Source organism: Planctopirus limnophila DSM 3776, from assembly GCF_000092105.1.
Taxonomy (GTDB): Bacteria; Planctomycetota; Planctomycetia; order Planctomycetales; family Planctomycetaceae; genus Planctopirus; species Planctopirus limnophila.
In genome coordinates this window covers 4,817,297-4,843,746 of sequence record NC_014148.1, presented here as the reverse complement: position 1 = coordinate 4,843,746, position 26,450 = coordinate 4,817,297, and the positions used below count along the sequence as shown (strand labels likewise).

The window sequence follows — 26,450 nt, the reverse complement described above, 5'->3', positions numbered from 1 at the left end:
GATCACTGATTCGCAGTGGTCAGAGTAATCGAGCAGGCCGTGGGTTCGGTCTGATTCTGTTGCAACCCTAAGATTTTCATCCGAGAGAAAGGCTTTGATTGCCCAGGCTGTGATTCTGCTTCAATTGAGATTGATCAGTGTGAGATTGATCAGTGGCAGATCCAGTTCCAGTGAGTCGAAGTCATGAGGTTCGAGAGTGAACGGCGAAGACCGCAAGATCTCCCAACTGGCCTGTGTGCTACTGGTCACTTTGCGATTGTTTATCGGTTGGCACCTGCTTTACGAAGGCTGGTGGAAGATTGATACGCAAAAGTCGCCTCAACCATGGTCTGCCGAAGGCTACCTGAAGAATGCAACCGGGCCCTTGCGTGGGTTCTTCCGGAGTCTGCTGGGCGACCCCAACGACTTGCGTTGGGTCAACTACGATTACATGTCGAACAAGTGGGACGACTATGCCAATCGGTTTCTGGCACATTACAACATCGCTGACGATGCTCCTGAAGCCGGTCGCCTGATGTATCTGCTCAATGGGCCTGCTCAGTTCAGCGCGAAACTCGAGGCACTTCCTCCGGGAGTTACGCAGGAGAAAATGGGTCGGCTGGCGCAGTTCGATCCTGCGAAGAAGATCCTGTCTGTCGATGGGAAGCAGCATCTGCTGGCCGCCGAACGTGATCGACTTTTGAGTCTGGTGGATGCTTCTGCGGCTGATACACCACCTGCCGTGGCTTACAAGAATGCGGTGAATTCGCTTTACAATCAGGGAACGAGGCTAAGTTACAAAGAGCGCCTGGCAGTGCTGTTGAAGGGCGATCCGGAGCGAGTCGGCGTCATTCAACGTGAGAAAGACGGCAAAGAAATCGAGAAGCGGATTGGCGACATTGAGCTTTATCAGGCACAGATTGAACGCTACGAAGCCAATCATGCTCAGGCGAAAACGAAGTACCAATGGGATCATCTCGAAACTCAGTGGCGTGAATTGCAGGATCTTCGCCGGCGTGTTGTGGGGCCGGTTCAGGCTCTTGAACAGGAACTGCGTGATTCTGCCGAGAAGCTGCTTTCCTCAGATCAACTGGCCATGGGGCCTGTTCCTCAACCTTGGACCGAAGGTCGAGTTCTCAGTTGGCGAACCATGTGGAGCCTGACGATTTTTGGTTTCCTGCTGATTATCGGTCTGGGAACCCGGTTTGCTGCTGTGGGGGGTGCCGGTCTGTTGATGCTGTTTTATCTGGCAGCACCACCCTGGCCGGGAACTCCCGAAGCTCCGGGGATCGAGCACAATTACATTGTCAACAAAGTCAATATGGAAGCTTTAACGCTTCTGGCGATTGCTGCCATGCCCACCGGTCGCTGGTTTGGACTGGATGGGCTGATTTACAGCTTTTGGAAAAGCCGTCAAAAATCCAGAGACTAAATTTCCCTGAGGTTCAAGTTCTTCAGGCATCCTTGTGGTGATGTTCGTATCCCTCACTGCGAGTTACCTGACGGGTTGATCTCGGGCTATCGAAATATTGCCAGCAAGTTTTCCCAGTATTTGTTTTTTGCATTTTGTCTCCTTCAATCCTCCGAGGACTGAATCATGCAGCTCACACCCGAACAGGAACGCCTTGGTAAAGATAACTTTCATGAGGCTGTCTCGTTTTCCCGGCGAGATATGCTGATCGGGGCCGCTGCCGCTGTTCCAGGACTGGGAGCGGCTTACTTCGGCTACCAGAAGCTTTCTGGAAACCCGGTCAAGGTGGGCTTCATCGGTACAGGTGACGAAGGAAGCGTCCTGCTGACCCAGCATCCTGCCGAGTACATGGATATCGTTGGAATTGCTGATATTCGTCCCACCAACCGTCTGCGGGCATTGCATGGTGACGGGAATGAAGAACGCATCGGGCTGATCAAGAAGCTCGGTCGCGACAAAGCCATGAGCATTACGCTCTACGATGATCACAAGAAACTTCTGGCAGACCCGAATATCGAAGCGGTCGTGATTGCAGTCCCGCTGTGTCAGCATTATCAGGTGGCGTTGGATGCCCTCAATGCAGGTAAGCATGTGCTGACCGAGAAGCTCATGTGCCACTCGGTGCAGCAGTGTAAAGATCTCATCATGGCAGCCCGCGAGAAGAAAAAACTCCTCGCTGTGGGTCATCAGCGGCACTACAACGTCCTGTACGATAACGCCAACGATCTGATCCAGAAGGGATTACTGGGTGATATCAAGTTCATCCGGGCTCAGTGGCACCGCAACAACAGCTTCCCCGGACGCGACAGTTGGAGAAAGAACGTCCCGGCAGATGACCTGCGGGAACTGACTGCCATCGCCAAAGAAAAGGGCTTCGCTTCGGCGGATGAAATGCTGGCGAAAGAATATGGCTACCCTTCCGCCCACAAACTCGTCAACTGGCGAATTTACAACGACACAGGCGCTGGACTGATGGCCGAATTGGGAAGCCACCAGCTCGATGCAGCCAGCATCTTCCTGGGTAAGGTTCAGCCGATTGCTGTCCAGGGTTATGGCGCCAAGAACTTCTACGGCGTTAAAGGAATTGGCTCTTCGGATCAGCAGGCAGATGACCGGGATATTGAAGATCACGTTTACGTGACCTTCGAATTCCCCGGGCCTCATTACGCGGAAGACAAGAACGATGTCTGCGTGGTGACTTACTCTTCCATCAGCACCAATCGCTGGGAGCCTTATGGCGAAACCGTTTTCGGCAGTCGCGGGACACTCGTGATGAAGCAGGAGCTTGAGGCCATGCTCTTCAAGGAATCCAGCCCTTCCACAGGTGGTGGCGGCGTTGATCAACGCCTGTATGTTCTCGCAGGGAACGACGGCAAGCCCGTGCTGCAGGCCAGCGACAGTGGCGGGCCTTCACGACAGGCGGCTGTGGCCGATATCGGCAAGGTGAGCCGGGGCTATACGGAAGAAATGGAACATTTCGCGTTCTGCATTCGCGAAGGCAACTTTGGCAAAGCGAGCGAAGGCGGCCTGCGCTGTCCGGGCGAGCAGGGGATGAAGGATGCCATTATGGCGCTGACATCGAACCTCGCGATGAAGCACAAAAAGCGGATTGTCTTCAAGCCCGAATGGTTCGACCCCGCCAGCCCGCTGGTTCCTGAAACGGATCCCGAAATCGTGGGCTGATCCGTCGCTCGATCAGTTAAGCACTCAGGCAGTTCAGTGTCGTTTTATGACATTGAGCTGCCTTTTCTGTTGAGTGAGCTTGATGTGCTGCGTAGAAGGCTTTTGAGGGAGATGTGCCAATCAAGGGGTATCGTTCAACCAGCCCATCTTCATGGCGAAACGCACCAGCTCCGTGCGACCTCTCAGAGAGAGTTTCTGCATACCGCGGGATTTGTACGTCTCGACAGTTTTCAGGCTGATATCGAGTTTGGCAGCGATTTCCTTGGCCATGTGTCCGGCAGCAATCAGCTTCAGGACTTCCGTTTCTCGCTCGCTCAGACTTTCCGCGCCGGTCAGACGACCTGAAGTTTCGTTGAAACCGAGAGTTTTCACCGCTTTCGATTCTTCCTTCGAAGGGAAAACTTTCTCGCCAGCTGCAATTTTGCGAATGGCCACGATGAGTTCATCGGCTGCAGATCTTTTGGCCAGATGTCCTGCAGCACCCAGGTTCCATGATCTTTGCAGAGAGTCGAGGTCTTCATTGGCAGTGACCACAAGAACCTTAGGGGGACGCTTCTGATGTTGAAGCTGTTCAAGTAGTTCAAACCCATTGAGATGCGGGATACTCAAATCGAGAACGACGACATCAGGCAATGTGCGCGCAATAATCTTGAGCCCTTCGGCTCCATCAGCGGCTTCTCCAACGACTTGAAGATCCTTCTGGCGTTCAATGAGCAGTTTTAAGCCCGTACGCACGAGTTCGTGATCTTCAATGAGCGCGACTTGAATCGTCATGCGATAGCTTTCCGAAGTGATCCAACCGGACTTTCGCGAACACAGTTGTACCGTTGCCGGGGGATGATTCAATTTCGAGCGATCCACCCACTGCTAGAAGTCGCTCCTGCATTCCCAGTAAACCCAGGCGTGAGGGACGCACCTCGACAATCTGCTGCCGATGAACCTCGAAACCCACGCCATCATCCTCAATGATCAGATCCAGGCGTTGATCGTGGGCCATCAGCAGAACACTGACGTGACTGGCCTGGGCATGCCGGGCCACATTGGTGAGTGATTCCTGAAATGTGCGGTAGAGGGCAATTTCGACCTCTTCAGGAATGACCACTTCAGGACTGATTCGAGATTCAAAGTCAGCCCGCAGACCCGAGATTTCGCACCATGTCAACAGGTGACTGCGAATCGCGGAAACGAGTCCGTGATCATCAAGTTCGGGAGGCCTGAGATTGAGGGCCAGCGTATGAATCTCGCTGGAGATGCGATCAATCAATTCGGAGGCTGTGCGAAAGTATGCCGTCTGGCCTGGTTCGTTCGGGAGCGAATCCTCGATCAGTTTAAGTGCCAGTCTTAAAGCCGTCAGATCCTGTCCACATTGATCGTGCAGTTCCCGGGAAATTCTCCGTCGTTCCTCCTCTTGAGCCTGAACGAGCTTTCTCAGGAGTCCCACCACAGCTTGCTGGGCCGATTCTTTTTCGCGCATTTCGTTCTGCAGCAGCGATTGCTTTCTCCACAGTCGATCTGCGTTCTCTCGGGCTTCCCATTCGGCTCGCTGGACAAGAAAGAACAAATAGATAATCCCTGCACCTGTGGCGATATATGAGACAGCACCAACCTGTGCATCGATCCCGCTGACATAGAAAGAACCTCTCGGGCTGGCAAAGAAGTAAAAAGCCGAAAGAAAACCCAGAGTGAGCGCGAAGGTCGCAGGACGAGGACCGCAGTACCAGGCGATGGTCGAGGTGGCAGCCAGATAAGTGATGTAAGGAAATTTTTCGCCAAAGAGTGGATCGACAATTGCCCGGAGAAATGTTGCGAGAACCACGAGCACAATCGCCAGCAGGTACTGCGGCCACTGAAAACTCGCATGTGATTTCTCAGTAGTCTCCCGTTCGGACATGGAGCTCGAATGGGCGGAGATGTTGGTATCAGAAGGATTCATAACCTGATGATCTCATAGTCACGCCGGAAGACGATGTCGGTGTTCTCCCTGACAAGAAGATTACCGTTTTTCCTGACAGGAAATCCTCTGGATGACTGAGCACCATTCTCTATCGAAGATTGGTGATTTGAAATATCGACGCGAAATTACATCCAGCCATCATAGCGACAGCCAAAGGCCTTTCATGAGCTTCGTTACCAGAAGAATCGCAGCCACATTTGTTTACCCATTAGCGATTCTGATTGCCTTAACGATCGTTCTCCCTCATCAAGTGGCATTTTCTCAAGAAGAAAACGCTGCTGCTGCAAAACCGGCTGCTGAAGCCGGTGAGCACCCACCCGCTCAAAAGATGTCAACGCTAGCCTGGCTGATCCATACCTCGGGCTGGATTGGTTTTGTGCTCTTTGTGATGTCGATTTATCTCGTGGCCAAGATTACGCAACTCTTCATGAGGCTCAGGCCACAGAACATCATGCCGGAGGATCTGCTTGAAGAGTGGGGTGAAATGCTGAATAAGCGAGACTATCAAGGGATCTACCGGACAGCCAAAGAAAGCGACAGCGAACTGGGAATGCTGGTTGCCAATGGGATTACCTCTCTCAATGGAGGTCTGGCCGAAGCGCGAGACAGTATTGATCGACACGGGGAGCTGGTGGCTGTGGAGATGGAAAAGCAAATCAGCATGCTGGCAGTGATTGGCTCACTGGGGCCGCTGATTGGATTGCTGGGTACGTTGAAAGGGATGATCGCGAGCTTCAGCGTGATTGCCATGTCGGAAACTCAGATGAAAGCCAGTGAAGTTGCTGGCGGTATTTCTGAGGCACTTCTGATTACGTTCGAAGGAGTGGCGCTCTCTGTTCCGGCGATCTTCTTCTTCGCGCTGTTTCGTAACCGTGTAGCGACACTGAGCCTGGGTGCTGTCAGTGCCGCCAATGAATTGATTCGTCGCATTCAGAATACGGCGTCTTCTCGACCTGCTGCCACGACGTAGCGATCGATTCAAAGGTGGGTGCCAGTCAGTCTCAAGTGGTTAAGGCCGTTAAGCGTCGTTCGGGAAGGGTCAGTGCATGTCGGGGCATTCTGGCGAAGGTTACGAGCCCAATCTGACGCCCATTCTGGATATGGTCTTTCAGTTGATCACCTTTTTCATGCTGGTGATTAATTTTAAGGGTGCGGCTCTGGATCTCTCTTTGAGGTTGCCTGTTTTAGGTTCAGCGCGGCCACTGGAATACATTGGTCATAACGAGCCGATCACTCTCAACATAGCCGAAGATGGAACTGTGAAGTCTTATGGCGAACTGATCGACCCTGAGAAATTCATCGCACAGGAAGCTCGCCTGCAGAAGTTGCAACAGGAGGGTGTTTCCGGCAAGAAAGCCTCCGATGAATTGACGACACCCATCATCATTCGGGCCGATCATTCGATACCGTTCTCGACAATCAACGAGATTATTCGGACTTGCCAGAAGAATGGCTTCCGCAGTTTTGCCCTCAGTGCCATGAGTAAGCAGGAGGGACGATAAGATGCGAAAGAGAAAACAGCGCGGGCCAGGAACTGTTGAACTCAATATGGCAGCGATGCTGGATATGGCATTTCAGCTGCTGGCATTTTTTATTCTCACGTTTCGTCCCAGTCCGGTGGAAGGACATCTGCAACTGCAGATGCCGCCCCCGACACCTGTGACGCAGATGGAAACAGAGAAGATCAAACCTTCCACAGACAGTGGGGGGATTCCACCCGATCTTCAGACGCTGAACATCTATCTGGAGAGTGATGCGGCTGGTCAGCTCGTCGGAGTAAAAACCGGGCTGAGAACGATTATTCAAGGCCCCTTTACACCGGCAGCAGCCGATGTCTTGGGAGAGCAACTGAAGTCGTTACTTTCATCCGGGACAACGTCCTTCGATAAAGTGCAGCTCCATGTCGATAGCCAGTTACGCTACGAAGAGCTGATGAAGATCGTCGATCTGTGCACAATCCAAACGCTTCCCGATGGAACTCAGCTCAGCAAGGTGAGCTTTGTCGAAAAAACGAAGTGATTGACAGCTCAGAACGTGCGGCGTTCTGACGGGGAGACACCTCGACAGAATTTGAGCGAGGTGAATTGTGGCAAGGCGAATCATCCATCCCTTTGGCATGTCGATCCCTGGTAACAGGGTCTTTTCGCTGCTGCTGGTGCTCGTCATCCTATGGGTGATGTACGATACGATCCGTCAGCCACTGCGTTGGCGGTGGCTGGAAAAAGATAACCTTCCGGCAACAGCCGAAGTCGTGGGCCCCGGGGATGTCGAGGAAAAGGAACAGGTTGTTCCTGCGCCTAATGATCAGGATGAGGCCGAAGTCGCCGAGTTCCATCGTCTCGAAGAATTGCTCAAAGACAAGCTGGAACTTCGTCCGCGGGAGATGCCGCTCTACTGGCGGCTGGTGGCATGGGCTAACTCTCAAACTTTCGATGAGCTATGGACTCGATCGAAGAAGGTAACATTCTCTCAACTGTGGGAGCAGCCGGATAAATTTCGCACGCAGCCTTTGCGGATGCGAGTTCATGTCCGACGTGTCCTGGAGTTCGATGCTCCTGAGAACCCACAGGGAATCAAAAAAGTCTATGAGGCATGGGGGATCACCGATGATTCGCAGTCTTACCCTTATGTGATTGTCTTTACTCAAAAGCCAGCCGGTTTGCCGATCGGCCCGGAAGTCTGGGCAGATATCGACTTCGCGGGTTACTTCTTGAAAATCATGGCCTACAAAACCTACGACGTGAAACGTGGAGCACCGCTGCTGATTGGCCGCATCAAGCTGGCACCTATTGAGAAGGTTCGCCGGAAAATGGCTGAGGAGGCACAGGATCCGACGATTTATTGGATCTATGGGTTTGGATTCGCGATCACCATCGGGTTGGGCTTCATGATGGTACGCCGTGCTCTGGCGCCGGCTTCGAGAAAGGTCGCCACCAAGCCTCAATACTTTAGTTCCCCGGATGAAACGACAGATGCACCCAGGCTGACTTTTGGTTCAAACCTGGAAAACTTCGCCTCACCGGCTGCGGAGCCAGCACCTCTTCCCGTTGTACCTGATTTTCAGATTGAGACTGAACCACAAGTCGAGAAAGACCCTCCACCCCCGCCGTCAGGTGCATAAACTTTGGCGAGTGGGTGTCGAAAGATGAGCACTACATGAAACAAAACGGGTCGAGAACGCAGGGAATGCATTCTCGACCCGTTGATACATGATCCTGCAGTGCTGAATGATGCAAGAGCTGAATTAATGCTCTTCGGGGAATTCGCCGATCATCTGGGCGAGATAGTGCTGGATGCCCATCTTGCTGATGAGATCAATCTGGGATTCCAGCCAGTCGACATGGCCTTCTGATTCCACGAGGATCGGGGCGATGATTTCGCGGCTGCCGTGATCTTTCTCGGCCATACAAACTTCGACCGCTTCGTTGTAGGTCTTCACGCCTTTGGATTCGAGTTCGAGGTCGAACTTGAACTGTTCTTCCACATTCGTCCCCGGGCGGATCACGTCGTAGCGGGCGATTTCAGGGATCCCTTCGAGATACAGAATGCGGTCAATCAGCTTCTCGGCATGACGCATTTCACCAATCGACTCTTCGTAGTGCTTTTTGGCCAGTTTGTGCAGGCCCCAGTTGGCACACATTTTGGCCTGAACGAAGTACTGGTTGATGGCTGTCAGTTCGATTGTCAAACCGGCGTTCAGTGCATCGATGACTGCCTGGCTACCTTGCATGTTCGATCCTCTTTCAATTCTGTGGAAGCGGCCCACCTGATCACTCCTCTCTCGAGGCATTCAGCAGGTTGATCCGGCTCGTAAAGCATGTTGGCAAAGGGCTTGTTAAACGGCTCTCAGGAAACAACTGCGCGTTGTTGGTCGCGAAGACATGCTTGCCCAGAGCTGCAAGCATGGCACACAGAGCGCTGTCGTTACATGGAAAGCGAATTAATTAGCAGATTTTAGGTCGCGCGCAGTTTCTTCGCCATGTTGGGCTCATGAACTCTCGAAAGATTTCTCAAGTTGAAATTCAGTCCGCAGAGATTTTTTCATGCAATTCCAGACGATTGGCATTGTGTCTCAATAATGCACAGGAACGCCCCGACAATGCGAACAACAGGATGTCTCACGGCATTTCGTTCTGCCTCAGAGATATCATCTATGAATCAAACAGGGCTGATCCATCGGTCAAGAATGGCGAGACCCAGAATTCCGAGGCTGATTACGGCATTCACCTGGAAAAACGCCTCATTAACTCGCGAAAGATTCTTTGGGCTGACAATCGCATGCTCATAGATCAGCAAGAGCGAAATACAGGCGATCCCCACGAGAAAGATCATTCCAAATCCAGCACTCCACCAGAGGCCAAACAGGCAGAGCACCACGATCAGATGGCTCGCGGCAGCCAGCTTCAAAGCTGCCGGAATGCCCCAGCGGCCCGGGATACTGAAAAGACCCTTCTGTCGATCAAAATCGGCATCCTGGCAGGCATAAAGCAAGTCGAAACCACCGACCCAAAAGAACAGGATCGCTGCCATCCACAGGGGTGGAGCATCCACCCGGCCTGTCAGGGCAATCCAGGCGGCAATGGGTGAAAGCATGAGCGCAGCCGATAGCCAGTAATGGCACAACACCGTAAATCGCTTCGCCAGTGAATACCCCAGCAGAAAGATCAGCACAGGGAGAGAAAGTGCCAGAGGTAGCCAATTGGGCCAGAAGCAAAGTGTGGAAAGGACAAAACCAATCGAACAAATCACGGTGAAAAGCAGCACGGCGGCATTGGAAAGTAACCCTGCCGGAAGATGACGACCTGCCGTCCGTGGATTCAGTGCATCGATGTCCTGATCAATCCAGCGATTGAAAGCCATCGCTGCGGAGCGTGCGAAGACCATGCAAAGTAAAATGCCAGCCAGATCCTGCCAGCGAAAAGTGATGCCGGGCGTTTGCCAGGCGAGAATTGCTGCCAGAAGAGCAAACGGCAAAGCAAAGACCGTGTGGCTGAAGCGGATCAACCCCAACAGCCTGGTCACGGTGCTCCACGATTCTGTCAGGACACTCGACATACTGGTTCCTCAGAGGACAACCTGAGCCAAAGATCGCCCCCATCCATCTACTGTACGGAAGATACCGTCGGATTATAGTCATCGAGACTGTTGTGTGCTCGTGACGACTTTTGTCTCCTGGAAACCCCTGATTGAATATATACAAGCGATCATGTATCAATGAGGTGTCGGAGTGCGGTGAAGGGCGGATTATTCCTCTCTTTCGTCGAACTCGCCCTGCAGCAGAGCTGTTACGGCTCGTCAACGGGGCCTGCTCTGGCGTCAGCCCGTTGTCTCACCTTATACTCTAATTAAGAAGTCAGGAAACATGGGCTATTCTGTGAATGGGTACTGTTCCACCAGCACTCCTATTTTTTCAGCGTAACCTCTGGTTGCATCTCCCACATGGCAAAGTGATTCTGGAAGGTCGGCATCAATATGGCTTTGAGTATGCCCAAGAAGATCATCTACGCTTCATTTGCCGCCTGCGGGCTGGTGGGTCTGGCTGCCATTCTCGATCTGATTATTGGCATGCCCTTTGGCGGGAATGTCGTGTTCGATGTGCTCTTCCTGCTCTCTGCCGCCGTGATTGTTTATCTGGGTTACGATTCGCTGAGTGAAATGGCCTGAGGCTGCTGGCGAGCTTTCGATAGCAGCATCAGATGATTGGAAGATGTGTCCTCGCGTTGCTGTTACTTGCAGAGGCAGTGTGAATACCCGCCTGGCTTATTGATGCCGATAAAACCAGCATTCGGCTCATGGTCGCCAGGTTGTCAGTGACCATCATCGATCTACCATTCCCTGAATCGGGGTTGCCTGCCCCGCTGGATCATCGCTCAGCCGCACTGTCATTGTTTGATGAGATGATCTGCCGGTTCGAGAGGTGAGCCATTTTCAGGGTCATGATATGCCGCGCCGGTCTGCCGTCAGTCACACGCCGCCTCCGGGGGCTCATCGCTTCCTGATCATTCTGGGCGATCAGCTCGATGTAAACTCCGCTATCTTTTCGCAGTATTGCCCTGAGACGGACATTCTCTGGATGGCCGAAACACCGGAAGAGGTCGAGCAGATCTGGTGTCATCGACTGCGAATCACGTTCTTCTTTTCAGCCATGCGGCATTTTCGTGATGAACTGCGAGCGAAAAAGTTTCGTGTGCACTATCGCGAGATGAACCAGGATCCGGCGAAGGATGAAGGGCAGACATTCACGGACTTACTGTTGCGTGATGCCCATGAGGTTGGGATCAGGGAACTGGTGGTTGTCGAACCCGGAGATTGGCGGGTCAAGCAGCGACTCGAAGCTGCGGCCCAGAAATTGGGTGTCCCACTGACGTATCTCGACGATACGCACTTCTTTGCCACGCATATGGACTTTCAAAAGTTCGCCTCAGGCAAGAAGAAGCTGATTCTCGAATACTTCTATCGCGAGATGCGAAAGAAACATCAGATTCTGGTTGATGAAGCAGGACAGCCGGAAGGTGGGCAATGGAACTTCGATCATGAGAATCGTGAGAGCTTTGGTTCGAGCGGGCCGGGCAAGTTGCCAGCTCCGCTTAAGTTCTCCGCTGATACAATCACTCAAGAAGTGACTGACCTGGTGCGTGCCAGGTTTCCATCGAACCCCGGGGAGGTGTTTGATGAAACGTTAGCGGTGACACGGGTCGATGCACTGAAACTCCTCAAGCATTTTGTCAGGCACCATCTCCCGCGATTTGGTCGATATGAAGATGCGATGTGGACGGGAGAGGCCACTCTGCATCACTCCCGGCTATCGGTTTATCTCAATGTCAAACTGCTCAATCCGCGGGAATGTGTGCAGGTGGCCGTGGAGGCTTATCAGGCGGGCCATGTCGATCTGGCGAGTACTGAGGGATTTGTGCGGCAAATTCTTGGCTGGCGTGAGTTCATTCGCGGCATTTACTGGAGCCATATGCCCCGATATGCGGAACTGAACTTCTTTGAACATCAGCAACCGTTGCCCTCGTTCTTCTGGGATGGCCAGACGGAGATGGTCTGTGTGCGTGAATCGATGAGCCATGTGCTCAAGCATGGGTATGCCCATCATATCCATCGGCTGATGGTGCTGGGCAATCTTTCTCAGACCTTTGGTGCTCATCCTTATCAGTTTCATCAGTGGCATATGGCGATGTACCTGGATGCCATTGACTGGGTGTCGTTGCCGAACACACTCGGGATGAGTCAGTTTGGTGATGGTGGAATTGTCGGTACCAAGCCTTATTGTGCCACGGGTGCTTACATCAGCCGGATGAGTAACTTCTGTCAGAGCTGCCAGTTCGATCCCAAGAAATCGACAGGGAAAGACGCTTGCCCGATCACCACCTTTTACTGGGATTTTCTTTCGCGTCATCGGGAACAATTGCGCGGGAATCAGCGGATGGCGATGCAGCTGAAGAACGTGGATCGGAAGACCGAACTGGAACTTCAAGAAATCGCACAGCGTGCCAAAGAGCTTCGAGAGCAGTGGACGTCTCTGGAGCCGAGTTGAATCGCTAGGCCAATGCTGTCAATTCGCGAGCAATTTCCAGCATGGCCTGGGTATCGAGCTTCAGGTCATTTGAAGTAAACAGCTTTTCGATCGCTGCTCTATGAACCTTGATCTTGAGGTTCCCGACACCCAGTGCGCCGTAACAGATCATCCCTTCCCGCTCTTTGGCTTTATCGGTGGATTCAACGCCTCGAACTCCCAAGGGCGGAACGGCATTCACATCGACCACCACCCGGATTCCGGTTGCTTTCAAATCTTCGAGTGCTGCCACTTCGATCCCAGCTGCACCGGCTGCGATTAACAGATCCGCTCCCGCACACAGAGCGATCGTCTCCTCAAAACTGGTCGAGACATGCGGCGAAACGGTTCCCGGAAGTTCCAGCAGCTTCAGTTGGACGCAGGCTTCACTGGCTTTGGCGGCATGACGTGAGACCAGTTTGACACGCGCACCTTGAGAAGCCAGGAGTTGTGCTGCTCGAAATCCCACGGGGCCGGTGCCACCCAGAATGACCGCTTGTGTCTCTTTCAGTGCAAGATGTTTGCCGGCAGAGGCGACAGCTGCAGCGGCTGTGGTGTTGGAACCATTCGAATCGAGCATGACACTGACACGCATGGGCCCGAAGAACGAATGCAGAACTTTGGCGTAGACCGCTTCTCCGGCTTGAACATCGCTGCCACCGACAAAGATCGCGGTGGATTTCAGGTCAGCCACTTTGCGGGTAAAGATCGCCCCATGCGTCAGGCCCACGGCAGCTTCGGGTGAAACGCTTCCGTAGCTGAAGAGCTCATCGACGCCGGCATCGACGGCGACAACCCGGTCAAACACGCTGGCCAGAGGATCGGTATCGAGCTGAATCAGTATGCGTTTCATGAGATCTCCTGACCGCCTTCTGCAGTGCGAATCAATGCCGGTGATGGATTGGAACTGTGAATATATCCATCTCACGAGAGAAAAGTTGATTGATTGAACCGGCAGAAACTGCTGCTGAGGAAACGATGCTGGGAAGAACTCGAACGAAGAATACCTGTGCTTATGTTCAATTTTCTGCTGCAGAATCCATTTCGCTGATGGCTGTTCGCGGTCGTGCCGATGATGACAAACAAGGCGGCTGTGCGCCCACTAACGATTGCAGCGGGAGTGAGCATTATGTGGTGGCCAAAAGTGGCGACCTTGGTACTGGGGTTGTTCTGGGTGGGAGAAATGGCTTTGGCCCAGTCTCGTCCATCGTCGCCTCGTATCATCAACTTCCAGACAACCGTTCGCGAAGAGATGTTCGTGGCTGTGGTTGGCGAAGTCTCACAACCTGGTGTTTACCGCCTCCCCGCCGGTGCGGATTCACAGAATCGAGTCGCGACCATCGAACAGTTGGTGGCACAGGCAGGTGGCCTGAACCCGACAGCATCGCCCAGTTTGCGCGTGATTCGAAAATCGAGGCCCGATCAACGGGTGTACTACCATCCCGCAGGGGCGACGTCATTAGAGGCTGGTGATGTGATCATCGCGGAAAACCTGCCAGACTACGCACCACCCGATGCAGCCAGAATCGAGCAAAATGGAGTGCAACTGGTTCTTCTGGGTGTACTTCCCAGACCGATTGTCGTGCGCGTCAAAACTCAGCAGGCCAGTGTCAGCAGTATTTGTGCAATGCTGGGGCAACCTCCTGAGTTATCACGAAATGTCAAAGTCCTTTCTCCAGCGAGGATTGAACACGTCGATCAGACGATCCCGCAGACCGCTTTGCTGATCTTTGCACCGGGCTCGATCAATCCTGCTCAATTGCCTGAGTTTCCACCAGTTCGCGAGTGGGTGGCGAACGCAGGAACCACCACAACCAATGTCGCTGGGCCTCAACGGGATCCTCAGATCACTCCGACTGCCATGTTGCGCACTCCCTCATCGAACCAGACCACTGAAGAAGCCAATCTGGCTCTGCTCCAGCAGGCTGAGATTGGTGTTGGTCGAACAGAGCCACTGGGTGAACCCTATGTTCCCGGAAGTCAACCGCGAGAGGTGGCATCGAATCCTTCTGCTCCATGGCCAAGACAGGCTGCGAACCCGGCTTATCCACAACCCCGCACAAATCGCAGTCAGGTCGAAGATGTCCCACCTCCCCCGGGAATGGATGGCCATGCATTGACGGCTGATCTTCAGCGATCGGCCAGTCAGAATCCTGCCTACCCCAGAGAGACCATTCCGGTACAGACGACACAGCTTCCCGGAGGATCAAATCCGGGTGAGAGGTATTCGGCATCGGGGATGAGTCTTCCGCTGCTCCCGGCGATTTCTGCAGGTACGGCTGGCCGAACCGAAGCAGCGATGGCCTCTCAATCGGGAGCTTCACCATCAGGGACCAGTGCGGTCTCCTCTGCACCGATTTCCCTGCCAGCGCCAGAAGCTTCGTACACGGGGTCTTCGTACGCAGGTTCTTCATACACTGGACCGACCCGTGTAGAGATCCCTGCTTACTCGCAAAACAACGCGTTGTCAGGCAATTCGTCGATCCCGGTCGCGCCACTTCCGCCGGAGGTTGCCGACATGGAAAACGAAAGTGCTGCCAGCCAGGGATTGGGAAGCTATCTGACCACGATGGCTTTGATTCTGGGGACCGTGATCGGATTGATGGGAGCAGCTTTTGCGGCCGGTCGATTTCTGGACCCGCTGCATGGTCAATCTGTGAAAGAGAATCATGCCCGCGAAGAGCACGAGATGGCACAGGATTTCAGTCTGGCCAGATTGCAGGCTGAGATGCCAGCTCCACTCGTTGGTCAGTCGATTCTCAAACCCGCAGATTCTTCTGTGCAGGAAGAGAAACGACTCATTGATGATGAAGATCAATCCTATCGAAGCATTCTGAAGCCGGCTGCCAATCGAACAGGGATGGCACGAGCTTCGATGGAGAGCGAAAGTTTGCCCGCTGAGCGGACTTTGCCTGAACAGCCAACTCTACCGACCAGTGAGACGGCATCGATTCAGCAGATGATTGAAGATCTGTTGCACAACCGGCTGGAGCTGCATGAAGAACCCGCCTGGATTAACCGCCAGTTGCGATTCCAGGAATTGCCTGCTGATCGTCGCTTTGCCAGGTTTGATCCGGCTGAAGCACCTCTTTCTCAAGAATCTGGCCAAACGCCACACTTCCTCTTGAGCCAGAGTTCGCGGACGCTCCGCGAGCCCAGCATGGGAGATCGACCGATTCATCGCGAGACTCATGAAGAACTGCCGCGTCGAAGCAGTCTGGGTGCGAACCAGAACCGCAGTTCCCATTCGAGTTCGGCAGTTTATCGGCGAGTCGATACGGCGCAGGATGCCCTCTCACGAGATCGAACAACACCTCCCGGGAGTGCTGCCAGCAAAGGAGCGACGGCTCCCTTTGAACAGGCTCTTGTGCAATTACGAGGGACAAAAAAGTCATGAGTATGGGTCTTGATCTTGGAACCTCGGTCTTTCGATCTGTCCGTGCGCATGGGCGTGAGCTTCGAGCCCGGAGATTTCCCGCCAGTTATGCCATGATTCCTGATCAACCGGCCAATCGCCAGAAACTGGAGCGATCCGAAGGACTGTTTGTCCCCTGTGGTGAGCATCTGGTGGTTCTGGGAGATGCCGCTCTGGAATTGGCACGCAGCCGATCGCTGCCACTTTATCCGCTGTTGCCTGGCGGTAAGCTCGATATGCGAGATGCACTTTCGCGGCAGATTATGGCTGCGATGGTGGATGCTGTACTTCCTGAAGCGAAAACGCCGGGAGAGATCTGCTGTCTGACGGTGCCATCGACGCGTATGGCAGAGACGCAGATCGCACTGAGCGGTGACTTGCTGGACGACCAGAGTTCCACATTCGACTGGCCCGAACTCGATTACAGTTGCCAACTGGTGAAGCTGCGCGGCTACCAGCCAGTCGCTGTTGGTCAGGCCTTGGCGGTCACTCTGGCAGAACTTGTGGGTGAGAGTTTCTGCGGAGTCACGGCTGTCTTTGGTGCGTCTGTAACCGAATTTGCGGTGGCCCATCAAGGGCGAGAAATCGCCCGAGTGGTGATTCCCCGTGGTGGGGACTGGATTGATGAGCAACTCACGACGATGTCGAGCTCGAAAATGAATCCACACGAGCGAAATCCGGAGACAGATCGAATTGATGCGGATGTCCGTCATCTGCTGAGTATTCAGAAGGCGCGACATGATCGGGAGCAGGCCTCACGGGCACCATCGAATGAAGCACATGCTTCCATGATGGTCGAGGGGCGTTATGCCGATCTGTATCGACAGTTTCTGATGGCGGTTCTTTCGGAAGCTGGTCGAAGGCTGCATCAGGTGGTGGCACTCGCGAACTTCCCGCAACCGACGGTACTGGCCTACGCGGGGGGTCTCAGCCGCGCCACGGGATTCCCGACCATGTTGAAAAATGCCATGCGGCAGATCGACTGGCCGATTGCGATTGAGTCATATCGATCAGCCGAGCTTTCGCCCTTTGGTGTGGCTCGTGGCTGCCTGATTCATGCCGCCTTGGAAGAATTGGCGATCCAAAAGCCAGCCGCCTGATTCATCGCGGGATGCAGCGATGAGAATCAGTGAAGATAGCTCAGCATGACGAAGTGAAGAGGGTGCAATCCGTCGGAACTTCTTGCACCATGCCACTATCACAAAGCCTGAAAGCAACCCGGGTTATTTTTTGTCGATGTTGCGAGACTGTTCGAGCAGCCAGCGATCGAGGCGGGCCTGAACATCCGGAATGCGTCCCTGCTGGCTATCCCAGATGACTTTCAGTGGATAGTCGTCGGTGGGAGTTTCGCCACTGAGTTTGAGAATGTACTGCCACATGAGCACTGCAGTCAGTGCGTCTTCGAGCAGCAGGTCATCGTATTGCAGCAGGTCGGGATACTTCTTGAGCATGGCCGCGAAATTCTTCATGCCCGATTCCACGAGGGCTTTCGCTTCCGTCAAACGCTGTTCGCTGTAAGCAACCTGTGCTTCGTAGATTTCCCGGTGAGCATCAGCCATCTGCGGTTCACGTTCACAACGGGCACGTTCTCGCCAGTAGCGATAGTTGCAGATTTTCTGATAGTCATCGACGGCTTTACGAAGCCGGCGTTCTTCGTCGCCCGTCTTGGCCTGTCGGCTGATATCGTCCTCAGTCATTTCCATCGACATGCCGACTTCGGGGACTTCGGGAACGTAGAAGACTTCCCGGCCGAACTTCGTTGTCCAGTCGCGATAGGCATCATCCCAGGCCACGCGTGTCTGCTCGCCGAAGACGCCGTCTTTTTGCAGAGCGGCGGCATAGTCGAAGTACGAGCGTGCGGGATAAGACCGGAAGAGAGTCCGGTCAAGAATGCGCTGGCGCTGATTGAGTTCGCGATCGTTGGCCTTCAGATACCAGTCACGGGCGACGAGATAGTTATCGAGCCCCTGTTCGTTGAGTTTCGGATCGGGCCCGCCTTTGTAAAGTTCGGTGTCCGGATCGTTCTTGAAGAACTTGCGGAAGTAGCGGGCTTCGTCGGACATACCAATTTTGAAGCCGATGATCCGGCCTTCTTCCCAGGCGAGATCGGGATTCTTGGCGTTGATATCAATCCCGTTCTGCAGAAATTTGGCCCCTTCCTTCACCCAGTGGAAGCGATCTTTGACGCTGTCCCATTCGGCACTCACATTGAAGGCGAGGTTCCAGCTGGTGAATCGCCAGACTGAGATGAAGTGCGGCTGCAAGCGGATGATGGCATCCGACGTGGACTTCATTTGAGCCCAGTTCTTCGTGTTCTTGTAATGATCCATATTGGACCACAGGGTGTTCACGGCAATCCCTCGAAACCCGAGCAGCACCATATTCATGGCGGCACTGGTGGGATCGATCTTGCCGATATCGGATTCACCCAGTTCGAACTTGGATCTCATCGAAGAGAGCAGACCCGGAGGGGTGGAACTTCCACCACCTGGCATCCCCAGGAGAACGATGGGAACGAGGAGCAGGACGATAAAGCCGAGATAGGCCAGTTTTCGATTACGTGATTCGGACTGGTTCATTTTGCCTCCAGTTCACGCGAACGCAGACAGTAGTAGCCGATAAGTACACAGGGAATGAAGTAGCCAATCGTGACCAGCACTGCGGGAAGCAGTGTGTTCCAGTTATCTACGTCGAAACCGTTGGCAACGTAGCCAGTCATATTGAAATAACTGACATTCGGGAGAATCTGCTGGATGAGCCATAAGAACCCATTCATGATCCAGTCGACCCACTTGATGAGTTGAGTGCCCGGATTGCTGGGCAGATCGGTCGTATCGTTCATGTAGGTCGGGATGCGGTAAGCCGATTCGAAGGCCCCACCACCTTTCCATTCGTCAGAAAGCAGCTTCCTGATGAATTCACGGCCAGTGATGCTGACCGTCAGGAACGTGAAGATCGTCATAATGGCAAACGGGCCCTTCACGAACGTACTGGCTGTGACACCTAAGGTGACAGTCAGCACCATGAATAACCAGATCCCCAGAATGGCTTTGAAGAATGTGACTGCAAAGGGTGCATCAGGAAGGCGAATGAAGAGATCTGACCTGGCCATCCCCAGGTATTGGCCGGGATCGGTACAGGCGACGGCAATGGTGAGGCTGCCATCTTTGGCGACGAGATCGTTGATTAAGTCGACCGTCTTGGACTCATTGTCTTTCGTTTCGGCAATCAGCGTGCGGCGAATGCCATCGGTTCGGCCGCTGAATTCATCACCAATTTCGAGAGTGGCGGCAGTCACCTCCAGATTTCGCTCGGGATTCAGGATGATGTACTGAAAGCGGGTGGTGCGATCCATATTCCCTTTATGAGAACGGAACGCTTCGATACGGGATTCGAGCCGGAGAGCTTCGTAGGTTTTGCCATCTTCGTCCGTCATGGTTGTCAGCATGGCGGGAGTGACGTTTTCGAAGCGCCAGATGGCCCGACTTTTGGTGGCCCCTTCGATATAGCTGCGGTAGTCCCAGATATCGCCCACATTAATTCCAGCTGTGGTCTCGTTACCCATGCGATCAAGAAAACTCAACTGACCCCAGATGGGCTGTCTGGCAGTGAGTTCTGAACGGGCCGATACCGGTACCTGGCGATAAATCCAGACCAGTGACGTGGCGGACATGATTCCCAGCAGCACTGTCCCGACGCCGACGTAACCCAGGATACGCGAGAGAACAATTTCGAATCGCCGGGCGGGTTTGGTCACGACGGTGTGAATGGATCGCAGCCGGATATCTTCGGGAATGCCGATGCAGGCCAGCAGCAGCATGACAATCATCGTCAGCCACGTGAGGACGTTGAGAATAAAGGTCACGTGGATTTTGACTGCATCTTTGGCGTATTTGGCGGATTGATCGGGATCCGAAAGGAACCATCCGGCAAACATGAACAGGACAGCAAAGACCACAAAAACGAAGAGTGCTTTGCGGCGAATGGCCTCGGTAAATGTCAGTTTGGCCAGAGCGTAGCAGCGAGAAACAGAGGTCGAAAAAATCTCGACAAGGCTTTGGCCCAACGATTGGCCATACAGGGCAGCACCTGCGGCACCGTTTGAAACCAGATTCGAGGTGAAGGTGATGAGCAGGACGCTCGAAAAAATGACCGCGATCACAGCCAGCCATTGCAAGAAGGCCGAGAGCAGCGGAAAGGGATCCGGAAGGAAGTCCATATTCGATTACGCCGTAGAAAACTGATGATGATAAAGAGAAAATCCCAAACGCATTCACGGGCCATCCCTGAATGCCTGCCCTCGATGATTTTCAAAGAAGACAGGCCAGTGGCCACAGGCTTTGTAGCCGGGGTTGCCTAGACCGAAATGCGGCGACCAGGACGTTCGCGGCTTTCCTGAACGGTCCGCAGGAAGAGGTCTTCCAGCGACGATGTGGGTTGATCGATCTGCACGTCGGAGACGCCATGTTTCTTGAGGACATCAAGCACTTCTTTGGCAGCGGCTTCGGACAGCTTGCTTGAACGGATCTGCGTGGCATCCTGTTCTTTGACCAGTTCATCGACCCGGCCCATCACCTTCAGTTCGCCGCCGTAGAGAATCGCGATCCGGTCGCAGACGTCCTGCACGTCGGCAAGGAGGTGGCTGCACATGACGATGGTTTTGCCCTGCTCTTTGAGCTTGAGGATGAGGTCTTTCATATCCCGGTTCCCCAGAGGATCGAGACCGCTGGTGGGTTCATCGAGAAGAATCAGTTCGGGATCGTTGATCAGAGCTTGAGCCAGACCGATACGTCGAGTCATCCCTTTGGAGTACTCTTTGAGTTGCCGCTTGCGGGCATGAGAGACTTTGACGAGTTCGAGAAGTTCGTTGGTGCGCTGCTTGCGAACATCGGCGGGGAGACGGAAAAGGCGGCCGTAAAAATCGAGGGTTTCTTCAGCATTGAGGAAACGGTAAAGATACGACTCTTCGGGCAGGTAACCAATGCGTTCATTTTTGGAGACATCGGTCGCGGGTTTGCCGAGGATGGAGATTTCGCCTTCTGTCGGGAAGAGCAGACCGAGCAGCAGCTTCATGGTGGTGGTTTTGCCGGAACCATTGGGGCCGAGGAGGCCGAAAACTTCGCCTTTGCGAACTTCCATGGTGAGCGATTTGAGCGCCTTCACCTTGGGGCGACCCCAGAAATCCCGATAGTCTTTCGACAGGTTTCGAATCGAAATGACGGGTTCATTCCCGGAAGACAGGGAGGATGAATCTTTAGCCGCTGTCGGAGAGGCGACATCTGTGCTCATCAGTGACTCAACTCTCAGAATGTGCTGGCTTGGCCAGCGGGTAAAATGAACAAATCACCAGTATAAAGACGGATCAATCTCGATCATCGGTGGCAAACTCTGGAATTAATATTGAAGGGCTGATTCCAGATTTCGCAAGTGTCAATCGATCATGTCTTCACCAGCCACTCTCCGCAACCGGTGGAGGCACTGGATATACGAGGCTCATCGAGAATTCGCGGGAGAATACGAATTCGCGGGGGATTTCGCGGGTTGAGGAGGCTTAAGATTCGTGGAAACTTCATGAAATGGGAGTTTTCGCTGACCAGAAGCCATTGCGGAGGCACATCAGAAGTGGCTTTATGTACACAATTTTCTGCCTTGGAGATCCGGAGAAACAGGCAGAACAGCGATTTGCCCTTGGGAATTTTTCAGCAGGTCGACTCCGGGTTAAACCGAGTCGGAAGGAACGACTGACGGTGCGGTTTCCTGCGGAAGGGATGCTTTGGAGGTGGAAGCGGGTTTTTTTCGGCCGGCCAGCGGATGCAGGGAAAACGGTGTATGGTCATCGAGGCCGACCACCTCGAAGGTGCGATTGCTGCTCCGGCAGTGGGTTTCGAGTTCGTGGAGTTTTTCCATGACGGTATGATCGACAAAAGTCGTTTCTGTGAGATCGAGGATGACTCGCTCTCGCAGGGTAAGCTGCTCTTCGATGGTCTTCTGGAGCCGGGGCCAGTTGCTGAAGACGACAGCCCCACTCATTTCGAGTGTGACCGCAGATTCCGTCTCAGCTTCGATCGAAAGCTGTGGTGTCAGCATGCTGCGGGGTGACCGGCTGTGCCAGAGATTGATCATCAGCTTGCAGCCCACACCGGTCACAATGCCAATCAAGAGGTCAGTGGCCAGCGTCGTGACAATCGTGACCATGAAGATGGCCAGTTGCTCACTCCCCACGCGATAAGTACGCACAAATGTGGCTGGCGAAGCGAGGCGAAAACCGGTGTAAACCAGCATGGCTGCCAGTGCTGCCAGTGGAATACTGTGAATCAGACCCGGAAAAAGGAGCACGAATGCGAATAAGAACAATCCGTGCCAGAGATTTGCGAACCGGCTTTTGGCACCACTCGCGATATTGGCCGATGACCGCACGATTTCGGAAATCATGGGGAGTCCGCCGATCGCAGCAGCGATGGAGTTCGCCACTCCCACGGCCAGCAGATCGCGGTCGTAATTCGTTTTGCGTTTTTCGGGATCGAGCAGGTCGACGGCTTTGGCACTCAGGATCGATTCAAGGCTGCCAATCAGCGTGAAGAGCAACAGATACTTCAGACCAACCCAGCTTGAAAGACTGCGAAAATCGGGGAAGGTAATCGCTGCGAGTGGATCGCTCAGCACATCCGGAATCGTTACGAGAAACTTGGGGCCGACGACGTACTCGATGGCTGTTTCTGAGGAGAAGGCACCAATGGGAAACAGATATTTGTGCTCGTGTTCGAGATCGAACCACAGACCCATACCAATTGAGACCACAATCACAACCAGTTGTGCAGGGACCAGGCGGAAGAGCTTCCAATAATGTCCGATGATGGGCAGGGTGAACATGATCAGCAGGCTGACAGCGCCAATCAGAAAGATTTCCGGATTGGATTGCAGAATGGCTGCGGGGAGGCTGGCGAGCAATACCAAGGGAGAAGCTGGCTCGTGCCCATGGCCCAGGGGTGCATCAGTTCCCAGGAGACCATAAGCCTGTTTGGCAATGACAATCAAACCAATTGACACCAGCATGCCATGCACTGGGGTGGAGGGGAATAAATCGGAGATTTTCCCGAGTTTCAGGAGACCAATCAGCACCTGGAGGAGGCCGGCAGCGAATCCGATTCCCAAAGTCAGGCGATAACCCAGCAGCATCCCTTCGGCTGTCGTTGTGTCTCCACCAAAAGCAGCGCTCAGTTCCATAACAGCACCAGCGACAATCACAATCAGACCGGCAGCAGGCCCTTTGATAGTCAACTGAGAATTGCTTATGAAGGTACAGACAATTCCACCAATAACGGCTGTCCAGATACCGGCAATCGGCGGGAAATTGCTGGCCTTGGAGATGGCCAGACACAATGGCAAGGCAATGAGAAAGACGAGAAATCCCGAGACGAGATCAGCAGTCATCCCCGCTATGATTGACGTGGAATGAGGCGACTTTCGCCCTGAAGGATTCAAGACCTGGGAATTTTCCAAAGTACTCGGCGTTTCCATCTGCATGTTCGCGACACACTCAAGCGGTTGTCAGGTCAATTTCTCTGATGACTTTCAAGGTCAAACCCATCGTTCTGGTCACCTTCCACTGGCAAAGCCCGCAACCGGACGCATTCCTGTCTCGATTATCCCCAAAATTCTGCAATTGCAACTGCCACGCCAATCCGTCGGCTTGATCGCTGAATTCGTGGAGAAGAGTTGGCATTCCCAATGAGACGGCTCGCCAGAAAACGATTTCCAAGAGTTTGACATGCATTTGGCTGGGGGCGATTGTCGGATACGAAGCCTGACAGAACTTTCAGGAAAAGCTTGTCGTTTTGCCAGATGTTCGTGATCAACGACCTAAGAAAATGTCGTGTTTGCCGATCGAATGAGCTGTAATGACAGCTTTTCCAGCAGGAGTGCCTGCTGAGTTGAGCGGCAGAATGACGACACCTCGGGTTCAGAACAAGCTGAATTGTGAGTCAAAATGCCGAGAGATTGTACGGTTCCCAGGATAGGACAACGCTCTGTGGGTTGGGAAGACAGGCTTGCCCGGTATTAGTTCAAGACGGGCTGCAAGCATGGCACATTGCTGAAGAATGGGTGGCTGGAGATGATGTGGTTGGGGTCAAACGAAAGTCTAATGGGCTCTCTGGCAGCGGAAAGCCCCATCGCGAACAAACGTTGGGCCCACATCCGCTGCCGCAAACCCCGCAACACATCCCCATCGAATGTCTTGTCGGCTCACTGGCAGCGGAAGACCCAAACGTGAATGAACGTTGGGCCTTCATCCGCTGCCCCAAACCCCGCGAATCATCCTCATCGAAAGTCTTGTCGGCTCACTGGCGGCGGAAGACCCAAACGTCGATGAACGCTGGGCCCACATCCGCTGCCCCAAACCCCGCGAATCATCCCCATCGAAATCTTGTGGACTCTCTGGCAGCGGAAGACCCAAACGTCGATGAACGCTGGGCCCACATCCGCTGCCCCAAACCCCGTCAGGGGGGCTACTTGACTTTGAGAGTTTCGACGAGGAAGTGGAGTTTGGCGTTGGGGGGGATGACGCCACCGGCACCGCGAGCGCCGTAGCCGAGTTCGGAGGGGATTTCGAGTTCGATCATGCCACCTTCGCCGACGAGTTGCATCCCTTCGGTCCAGCCGGGGATGACCTGGTTGAGTCCGAAGGAGATCGATTCCTTGCGGTCGTAGCTGCTGTCGAAGACTTTGCCATTATCGAGCCAGCCGTGATAGTGAACTTCGACGGCGTTGGTGGCTTTGGGCTTGGCCCCTTTGCCTTCGCGGAGAACGCGGTACTTCAGACCTGATTTGGTGGTGGTAAAGGTCTTGGGGGCATTGGCATCGACGGCCCCGGCACCGGCTGGCAGCTTGGGAAGTGGAACTTCGGTTTCAGCACTCATAGCGACTCCTGTAATGCTCATTGTCAAAACGACAGCCATGGCCCGGAAGGCAATTTCCTGAAAGGCAAATCTCAGCAGAGAACTTTTCATCTGGGTCTAACTCCCTGAAATGTGATCGCCACGATCACTGGACTGACGGCAGACGCACCTGGTCTGACGATGAATAGCAGCGGACAGTGGCTGCAACATCTTCATACCGTAGCGAAACCCGTCTTTCGAGGAAAACCAGCCACTCAAGAAACCATGTTCGCGTCAGTAAAAGGACCCGGAACCTTGATGGTCCCGGGCCGATTGGAAATTCGAGTTTCTGGTATCTTCGAGAGGTCAAAGGGATTAATTGATGGTGGCTGTCAGAGAATTGTGTTCGGGTTGATAGTTGAGTTTGCGACGTCGGAGCGATGGCTTGGCTCCGGTTTCGGGACGCACTCCGCGGATGACTTCCTGAACATCGACCTGGCTGGGTTGGAAGTACTCACAGAGAACTTCGGCGGCAGCGACAGGCCGCGTGGTCTGGCCGCAGGTAAAGACGTCGGCAGCCAGGTAGCCATGCTCAGGCCAGCTATGAACCGAAAGGTGGGATTCCGTCAGAACAGCAACTCCCGTCACTCCCTGGGGGTCGAACTTGTGAACGTCAATATACAAGATCGTGGCTCGAGCAGCTTTGACGGCGTCCAACATGGCTTGCTTCATCAGATCGGCGTCGTCGATCCCGCTGTTGCAGCCCCACAATTCGATAATCACGTGCTGACCCAAGTGTTCCATCAAAACCCTCCTTTTGGCATCTGTTGGCCGATGCCCACCATGTGGCGTCGCTAGGACATAAAACCTCAAACTGACTCGGACACGGACAACCCACCCGTCAGAAACTTGCGGCTCCAGCCGTCATGATGGCTCCCATCTCGATGACCAGTGCCAGAGCGAGGCTTCCGCGGGAACATGCAGATTCTCAGAGAATTGGGGGGCGTAAAGCCCTGCCCAGGTGCGGGGGGTTAAAATTATGGGGGTCACCATGCGAAAGGTCAAGTCGCACAGAATTTTCCGACAGTAAAACCCTCTGGATTACCCCTGCAATCGACATAATCTTTTCACCCGGCCCTGGGTGGCACGACCCTGTAGGCCCAAAAATCAAAACCGTGCGTAAGGGTGTGGTCTTGGCGTCTTGACGCCACCTTTGATAACAGGCCGGGTGGCAGGGGTCGAATGTCTTCATTCGCCCCCTGGCCATTCGAGTTCACCAGCACCAATGCATCTGTGAAGTTCCTTCCCGTCAAAATCGAGAGAACAACCAGCGCCGAACAACCTGGGGGCAAACGAGGACGTTTGACCCCAGGCACCCTCACGCGTCTTTTCGAACTGTCTGAAACTCGACGCGTAAATCATGCACTGGTAGTGATTTGGGCGGATTTGAGGCCCTTCAGAAAAATATTCAAGTTTTTCTCAAGTTTCGTTCCAAAACCGTCGATTCCATCTTG

21 protein-coding genes are annotated in these 26,450 nt (G+C 53.8%); 10 read left to right on the top strand and 11 right to left on the bottom strand.

The window, feature by feature from the left end:
- Positions 1-196 precede the first annotated feature (196 nt).
- A complete protein-coding gene (locus PLIM_RS19375; protein WP_013112009.1) occupies positions 197-1,411 on the top strand; it encodes a DoxX family protein in 1,215 nt (404 codons plus the stop codon).
- A 165-nt stretch (positions 1,412-1,576) separates the two neighbouring features.
- Complete coding sequence (locus tag PLIM_RS19370; protein WP_013112008.1) at positions 1,577-3,133, top strand: Gfo/Idh/MocA family protein; 1,557 nt, start codon at positions 1,577-1,579, stop codon at positions 3,131-3,133.
- A gap of 120 nt (positions 3,134-3,253) precedes the next feature.
- Here PLIM_RS19370 and PLIM_RS19365 read toward each other — a convergent pair whose 3' ends face one another.
- Positions 3,254-3,907, bottom strand: coding sequence for a response regulator transcription factor (locus tag PLIM_RS19365; protein WP_013112007.1), 654 nt, complete (start codon positions 3,905-3,907; stop codon positions 3,254-3,256).
- Positions 3,882-5,066, bottom strand: coding sequence for an ATP-binding protein (locus PLIM_RS23285; RefSeq protein WP_013112006.1), 1,185 nt, complete (start codon positions 5,064-5,066; stop codon positions 3,882-3,884). The genes PLIM_RS19365 and PLIM_RS23285 overlap by 26 nt, the downstream gene beginning before the upstream one ends.
- Positions 5,067-5,250: 184 nt before the next feature.
- Between PLIM_RS23285 and PLIM_RS19355 the strand changes: the two genes are divergently transcribed.
- The 4 genes from PLIM_RS19355 to PLIM_RS19340 all read left to right on the top strand — a co-directional run bounded on the left by PLIM_RS19355 (position 5,251) and on the right by PLIM_RS19340 (position 8,208).
- Positions 5,251-6,057, top strand: a complete 807-nt coding sequence (locus PLIM_RS19355; RefSeq protein ID WP_013112005.1) for a MotA/TolQ/ExbB proton channel family protein — start codon at positions 5,251-5,253, stop codon at positions 6,055-6,057.
- Between the two features lie 76 nt (positions 6,058-6,133).
- The gene (locus tag PLIM_RS19350) at positions 6,134-6,589 is read left to right on the top strand and encodes an ExbD/TolR family protein (protein ID WP_013112004.1); all 456 of its coding nucleotides are present in this window, start codon (positions 6,134-6,136) and stop codon (positions 6,587-6,589) included.
- A 1-nt stretch (position 6,590) separates the two neighbouring features.
- Positions 6,591-7,106, top strand: coding sequence for an ExbD/TolR family protein (locus PLIM_RS19345; RefSeq protein WP_013112003.1), 516 nt, complete (start codon positions 6,591-6,593; stop codon positions 7,104-7,106).
- A gap of 67 nt (positions 7,107-7,173) precedes the next feature.
- The gene (locus PLIM_RS19340) at positions 7,174-8,208 is read left to right on the top strand and encodes a hypothetical protein (protein WP_013112002.1); all 1,035 of its coding nucleotides are present in this window, start codon (positions 7,174-7,176) and stop codon (positions 8,206-8,208) included.
- A gap of 123 nt (positions 8,209-8,331) precedes the next feature.
- On the opposite strand, the gene bfr is transcribed toward PLIM_RS19340, so the two are convergent.
- A complete protein-coding gene (bfr, locus tag PLIM_RS19335; protein WP_013112001.1) occupies positions 8,332-8,817 on the bottom strand; it encodes a bacterioferritin in 486 nt (161 codons plus the stop codon).
- A 428-nt stretch (positions 8,818-9,245) separates the two neighbouring features.
- Positions 9,246-10,142, bottom strand: a complete 897-nt coding sequence (locus PLIM_RS19330) for a UbiA-like polyprenyltransferase (RefSeq protein ID WP_013112000.1) — start codon at positions 10,140-10,142, stop codon at positions 9,246-9,248.
- 429 nt (positions 10,143-10,571) lie between these two features.
- Here PLIM_RS19330 and PLIM_RS19325 point away from each other — a divergent pair, with 429 nt between their 5' ends.
- Positions 10,572-10,751 carry a hypothetical protein gene (locus PLIM_RS19325; RefSeq protein ID WP_052301635.1) on the top strand — a complete coding sequence of 60 codons (180 nt, stop codon included), beginning with the start codon at positions 10,572-10,574 and terminating at the stop codon, positions 10,749-10,751.
- A 277-nt stretch (positions 10,752-11,028) separates the two neighbouring features.
- A complete protein-coding gene (locus PLIM_RS19320; protein WP_013111998.1) occupies positions 11,029-12,627 on the top strand; it encodes a cryptochrome/photolyase family protein in 1,599 nt (532 codons plus the stop codon).
- A 4-nt stretch (positions 12,628-12,631) separates the two neighbouring features.
- On the opposite strand, the gene PLIM_RS19315 is transcribed toward PLIM_RS19320, so the two are convergent.
- On the bottom strand, positions 12,632-13,498 hold the full coding sequence (locus tag PLIM_RS19315) for a bifunctional NADP-dependent methylenetetrahydromethanopterin dehydrogenase/methylenetetrahydrofolate dehydrogenase (RefSeq protein ID WP_013111997.1): 867 nt from the start codon (positions 13,496-13,498) through the stop codon (positions 12,632-12,634).
- Positions 13,499-13,774: 276 nt separating this feature from the next.
- Here PLIM_RS19315 and PLIM_RS19305 point away from each other — a divergent pair, with 276 nt between their 5' ends.
- Together PLIM_RS19305 and PLIM_RS19300 are read left to right on the top strand one after the other, a co-directional pair.
- Positions 13,775-16,042, top strand: a complete 2,268-nt coding sequence (locus PLIM_RS19305; protein ID WP_013111996.1) for an SLBB domain-containing protein — start codon at positions 13,775-13,777, stop codon at positions 16,040-16,042.
- A 2-nt stretch (positions 16,043-16,044) separates the two neighbouring features.
- Positions 16,045-17,160 carry a disk-shape morphogenesis protein volactin gene (locus tag PLIM_RS19300; protein ID WP_041402282.1) on the top strand — a complete coding sequence of 372 codons (1,116 nt, stop codon included), beginning with the start codon at positions 16,045-16,047 and terminating at the stop codon, positions 17,158-17,160.
- A gap of 123 nt (positions 17,161-17,283) precedes the next feature.
- Here the strand turns inward: PLIM_RS19300 and PLIM_RS19295 are convergent, their stop codons facing one another.
- The 6 genes from PLIM_RS19295 to speD all read right to left on the bottom strand — a co-directional run bounded on the left by PLIM_RS19295 (position 17,284) and on the right by speD (position 25,740).
- Positions 17,284-18,639, bottom strand: a complete 1,356-nt coding sequence (locus tag PLIM_RS19295) for a hypothetical protein (protein WP_013111994.1) — start codon at positions 18,637-18,639, stop codon at positions 17,284-17,286.
- Positions 18,636-20,279, bottom strand: a complete 1,644-nt coding sequence (locus tag PLIM_RS19290) for a hypothetical protein (RefSeq protein ID WP_013111993.1) — start codon at positions 20,277-20,279, stop codon at positions 18,636-18,638. The genes PLIM_RS19295 and PLIM_RS19290 overlap by 4 nt, the downstream gene beginning before the upstream one ends.
- Positions 20,280-20,416: 137 nt before the next feature.
- On the bottom strand, positions 20,417-21,349 hold the full coding sequence (locus PLIM_RS19285; RefSeq protein WP_013111992.1) for an ABC transporter ATP-binding protein: 933 nt from the start codon (positions 21,347-21,349) through the stop codon (positions 20,417-20,419).
- A 429-nt stretch (positions 21,350-21,778) separates the two neighbouring features.
- Positions 21,779-23,578 (bottom strand): SulP family inorganic anion transporter, encoded by a 1,800-nt coding sequence (locus tag PLIM_RS19280; protein WP_196349486.1) that lies wholly within the window; start codon positions 23,576-23,578, stop codon positions 21,779-21,781.
- A 989-nt stretch (positions 23,579-24,567) separates the two neighbouring features.
- Positions 24,568-25,068, bottom strand: coding sequence for an FKBP-type peptidyl-prolyl cis-trans isomerase (locus PLIM_RS19270; RefSeq protein WP_013111990.1), 501 nt, complete (start codon positions 25,066-25,068; stop codon positions 24,568-24,570).
- A 243-nt stretch (positions 25,069-25,311) separates the two neighbouring features.
- Positions 25,312-25,740: an adenosylmethionine decarboxylase gene (speD, locus tag PLIM_RS19265; RefSeq protein ID WP_013111989.1), complete on the bottom strand. Its 429-nt coding sequence runs from the start codon at positions 25,738-25,740 to the stop codon at positions 25,312-25,314.
- Between the last annotated feature and the right edge of the window lie 710 nt (positions 25,741-26,450).

Bases quoted from the DNA above. Each gene is read 5' to 3' on its own strand.
- PLIM_RS19370 (WP_013112008.1), top strand. From the start codon at position 1,577: ATGCAGCTCACACCCGAACAGGAACGCCTTGGTAAAGATAACTTTCAT.
- PLIM_RS19365 (WP_013112007.1), bottom strand. From the start codon at position 3,907: ATGACGATTCAAGTCGCGCTCATTGAAGATCACGAACTCGTGCGTACG.
- PLIM_RS23285 (WP_013112006.1), bottom strand. From the start codon at position 5,066: ATGAATCCTTCTGATACCAACATCTCCGCCCATTCGAGCTCCATGTCC.
- PLIM_RS19355 (WP_013112005.1), top strand. From the start codon at position 5,251: ATGAGCTTCGTTACCAGAAGAATCGCAGCCACATTTGTTTACCCATTA.
- PLIM_RS19350 (WP_013112004.1), top strand. From the start codon at position 6,134: ATGTCGGGGCATTCTGGCGAAGGTTACGAGCCCAATCTGACGCCCATT.
- PLIM_RS19345 (WP_013112003.1), top strand. From the start codon at position 6,591: ATGCGAAAGAGAAAACAGCGCGGGCCAGGAACTGTTGAACTCAATATG.
- bfr (WP_013112001.1), bottom strand. From the start codon at position 8,817: ATGCAAGGTAGCCAGGCAGTCATCGATGCACTGAACGCCGGTTTGACA.
- PLIM_RS19330 (WP_013112000.1), bottom strand. From the start codon at position 10,142: ATGTCGAGTGTCCTGACAGAATCGTGGAGCACCGTGACCAGGCTGTTG.
- PLIM_RS19325 (WP_052301635.1), top strand. From the start codon at position 10,572: ATGCCCAAGAAGATCATCTACGCTTCATTTGCCGCCTGCGGGCTGGTG.
- PLIM_RS19320 (WP_013111998.1), top strand. From the start codon at position 11,029: ATGCCGCGCCGGTCTGCCGTCAGTCACACGCCGCCTCCGGGGGCTCAT.
- PLIM_RS19315 (WP_013111997.1), bottom strand. From the start codon at position 13,498: ATGAAACGCATACTGATTCAGCTCGATACCGATCCTCTGGCCAGCGTG.
- PLIM_RS19305 (WP_013111996.1), top strand. From the start codon at position 13,775: ATGTGGTGGCCAAAAGTGGCGACCTTGGTACTGGGGTTGTTCTGGGTG.
- PLIM_RS19300 (WP_041402282.1), top strand. From the start codon at position 16,045: ATGGGTCTTGATCTTGGAACCTCGGTCTTTCGATCTGTCCGTGCGCAT.
- PLIM_RS19295 (WP_013111994.1), bottom strand. From the start codon at position 18,639: ATGAACCAGTCCGAATCACGTAATCGAAAACTGGCCTATCTCGGCTTT.
- PLIM_RS19290 (WP_013111993.1), bottom strand. From the start codon at position 20,279: ATGGACTTCCTTCCGGATCCCTTTCCGCTGCTCTCGGCCTTCTTGCAA.
- PLIM_RS19285 (WP_013111992.1), bottom strand. From the start codon at position 21,349: ATGAGCACAGATGTCGCCTCTCCGACAGCGGCTAAAGATTCATCCTCC.
- PLIM_RS19280 (WP_196349486.1), bottom strand. From the start codon at position 23,578: ATGGAAACGCCGAGTACTTTGGAAAATTCCCAGGTCTTGAATCCTTCA.
- PLIM_RS19270 (WP_013111990.1), bottom strand. From the start codon at position 25,068: ATGAAAAGTTCTCTGCTGAGATTTGCCTTTCAGGAAATTGCCTTCCGG.
- speD (WP_013111989.1), bottom strand. From the start codon at position 25,740: ATGGAACACTTGGGTCAGCACGTGATTATCGAATTGTGGGGCTGCAAC.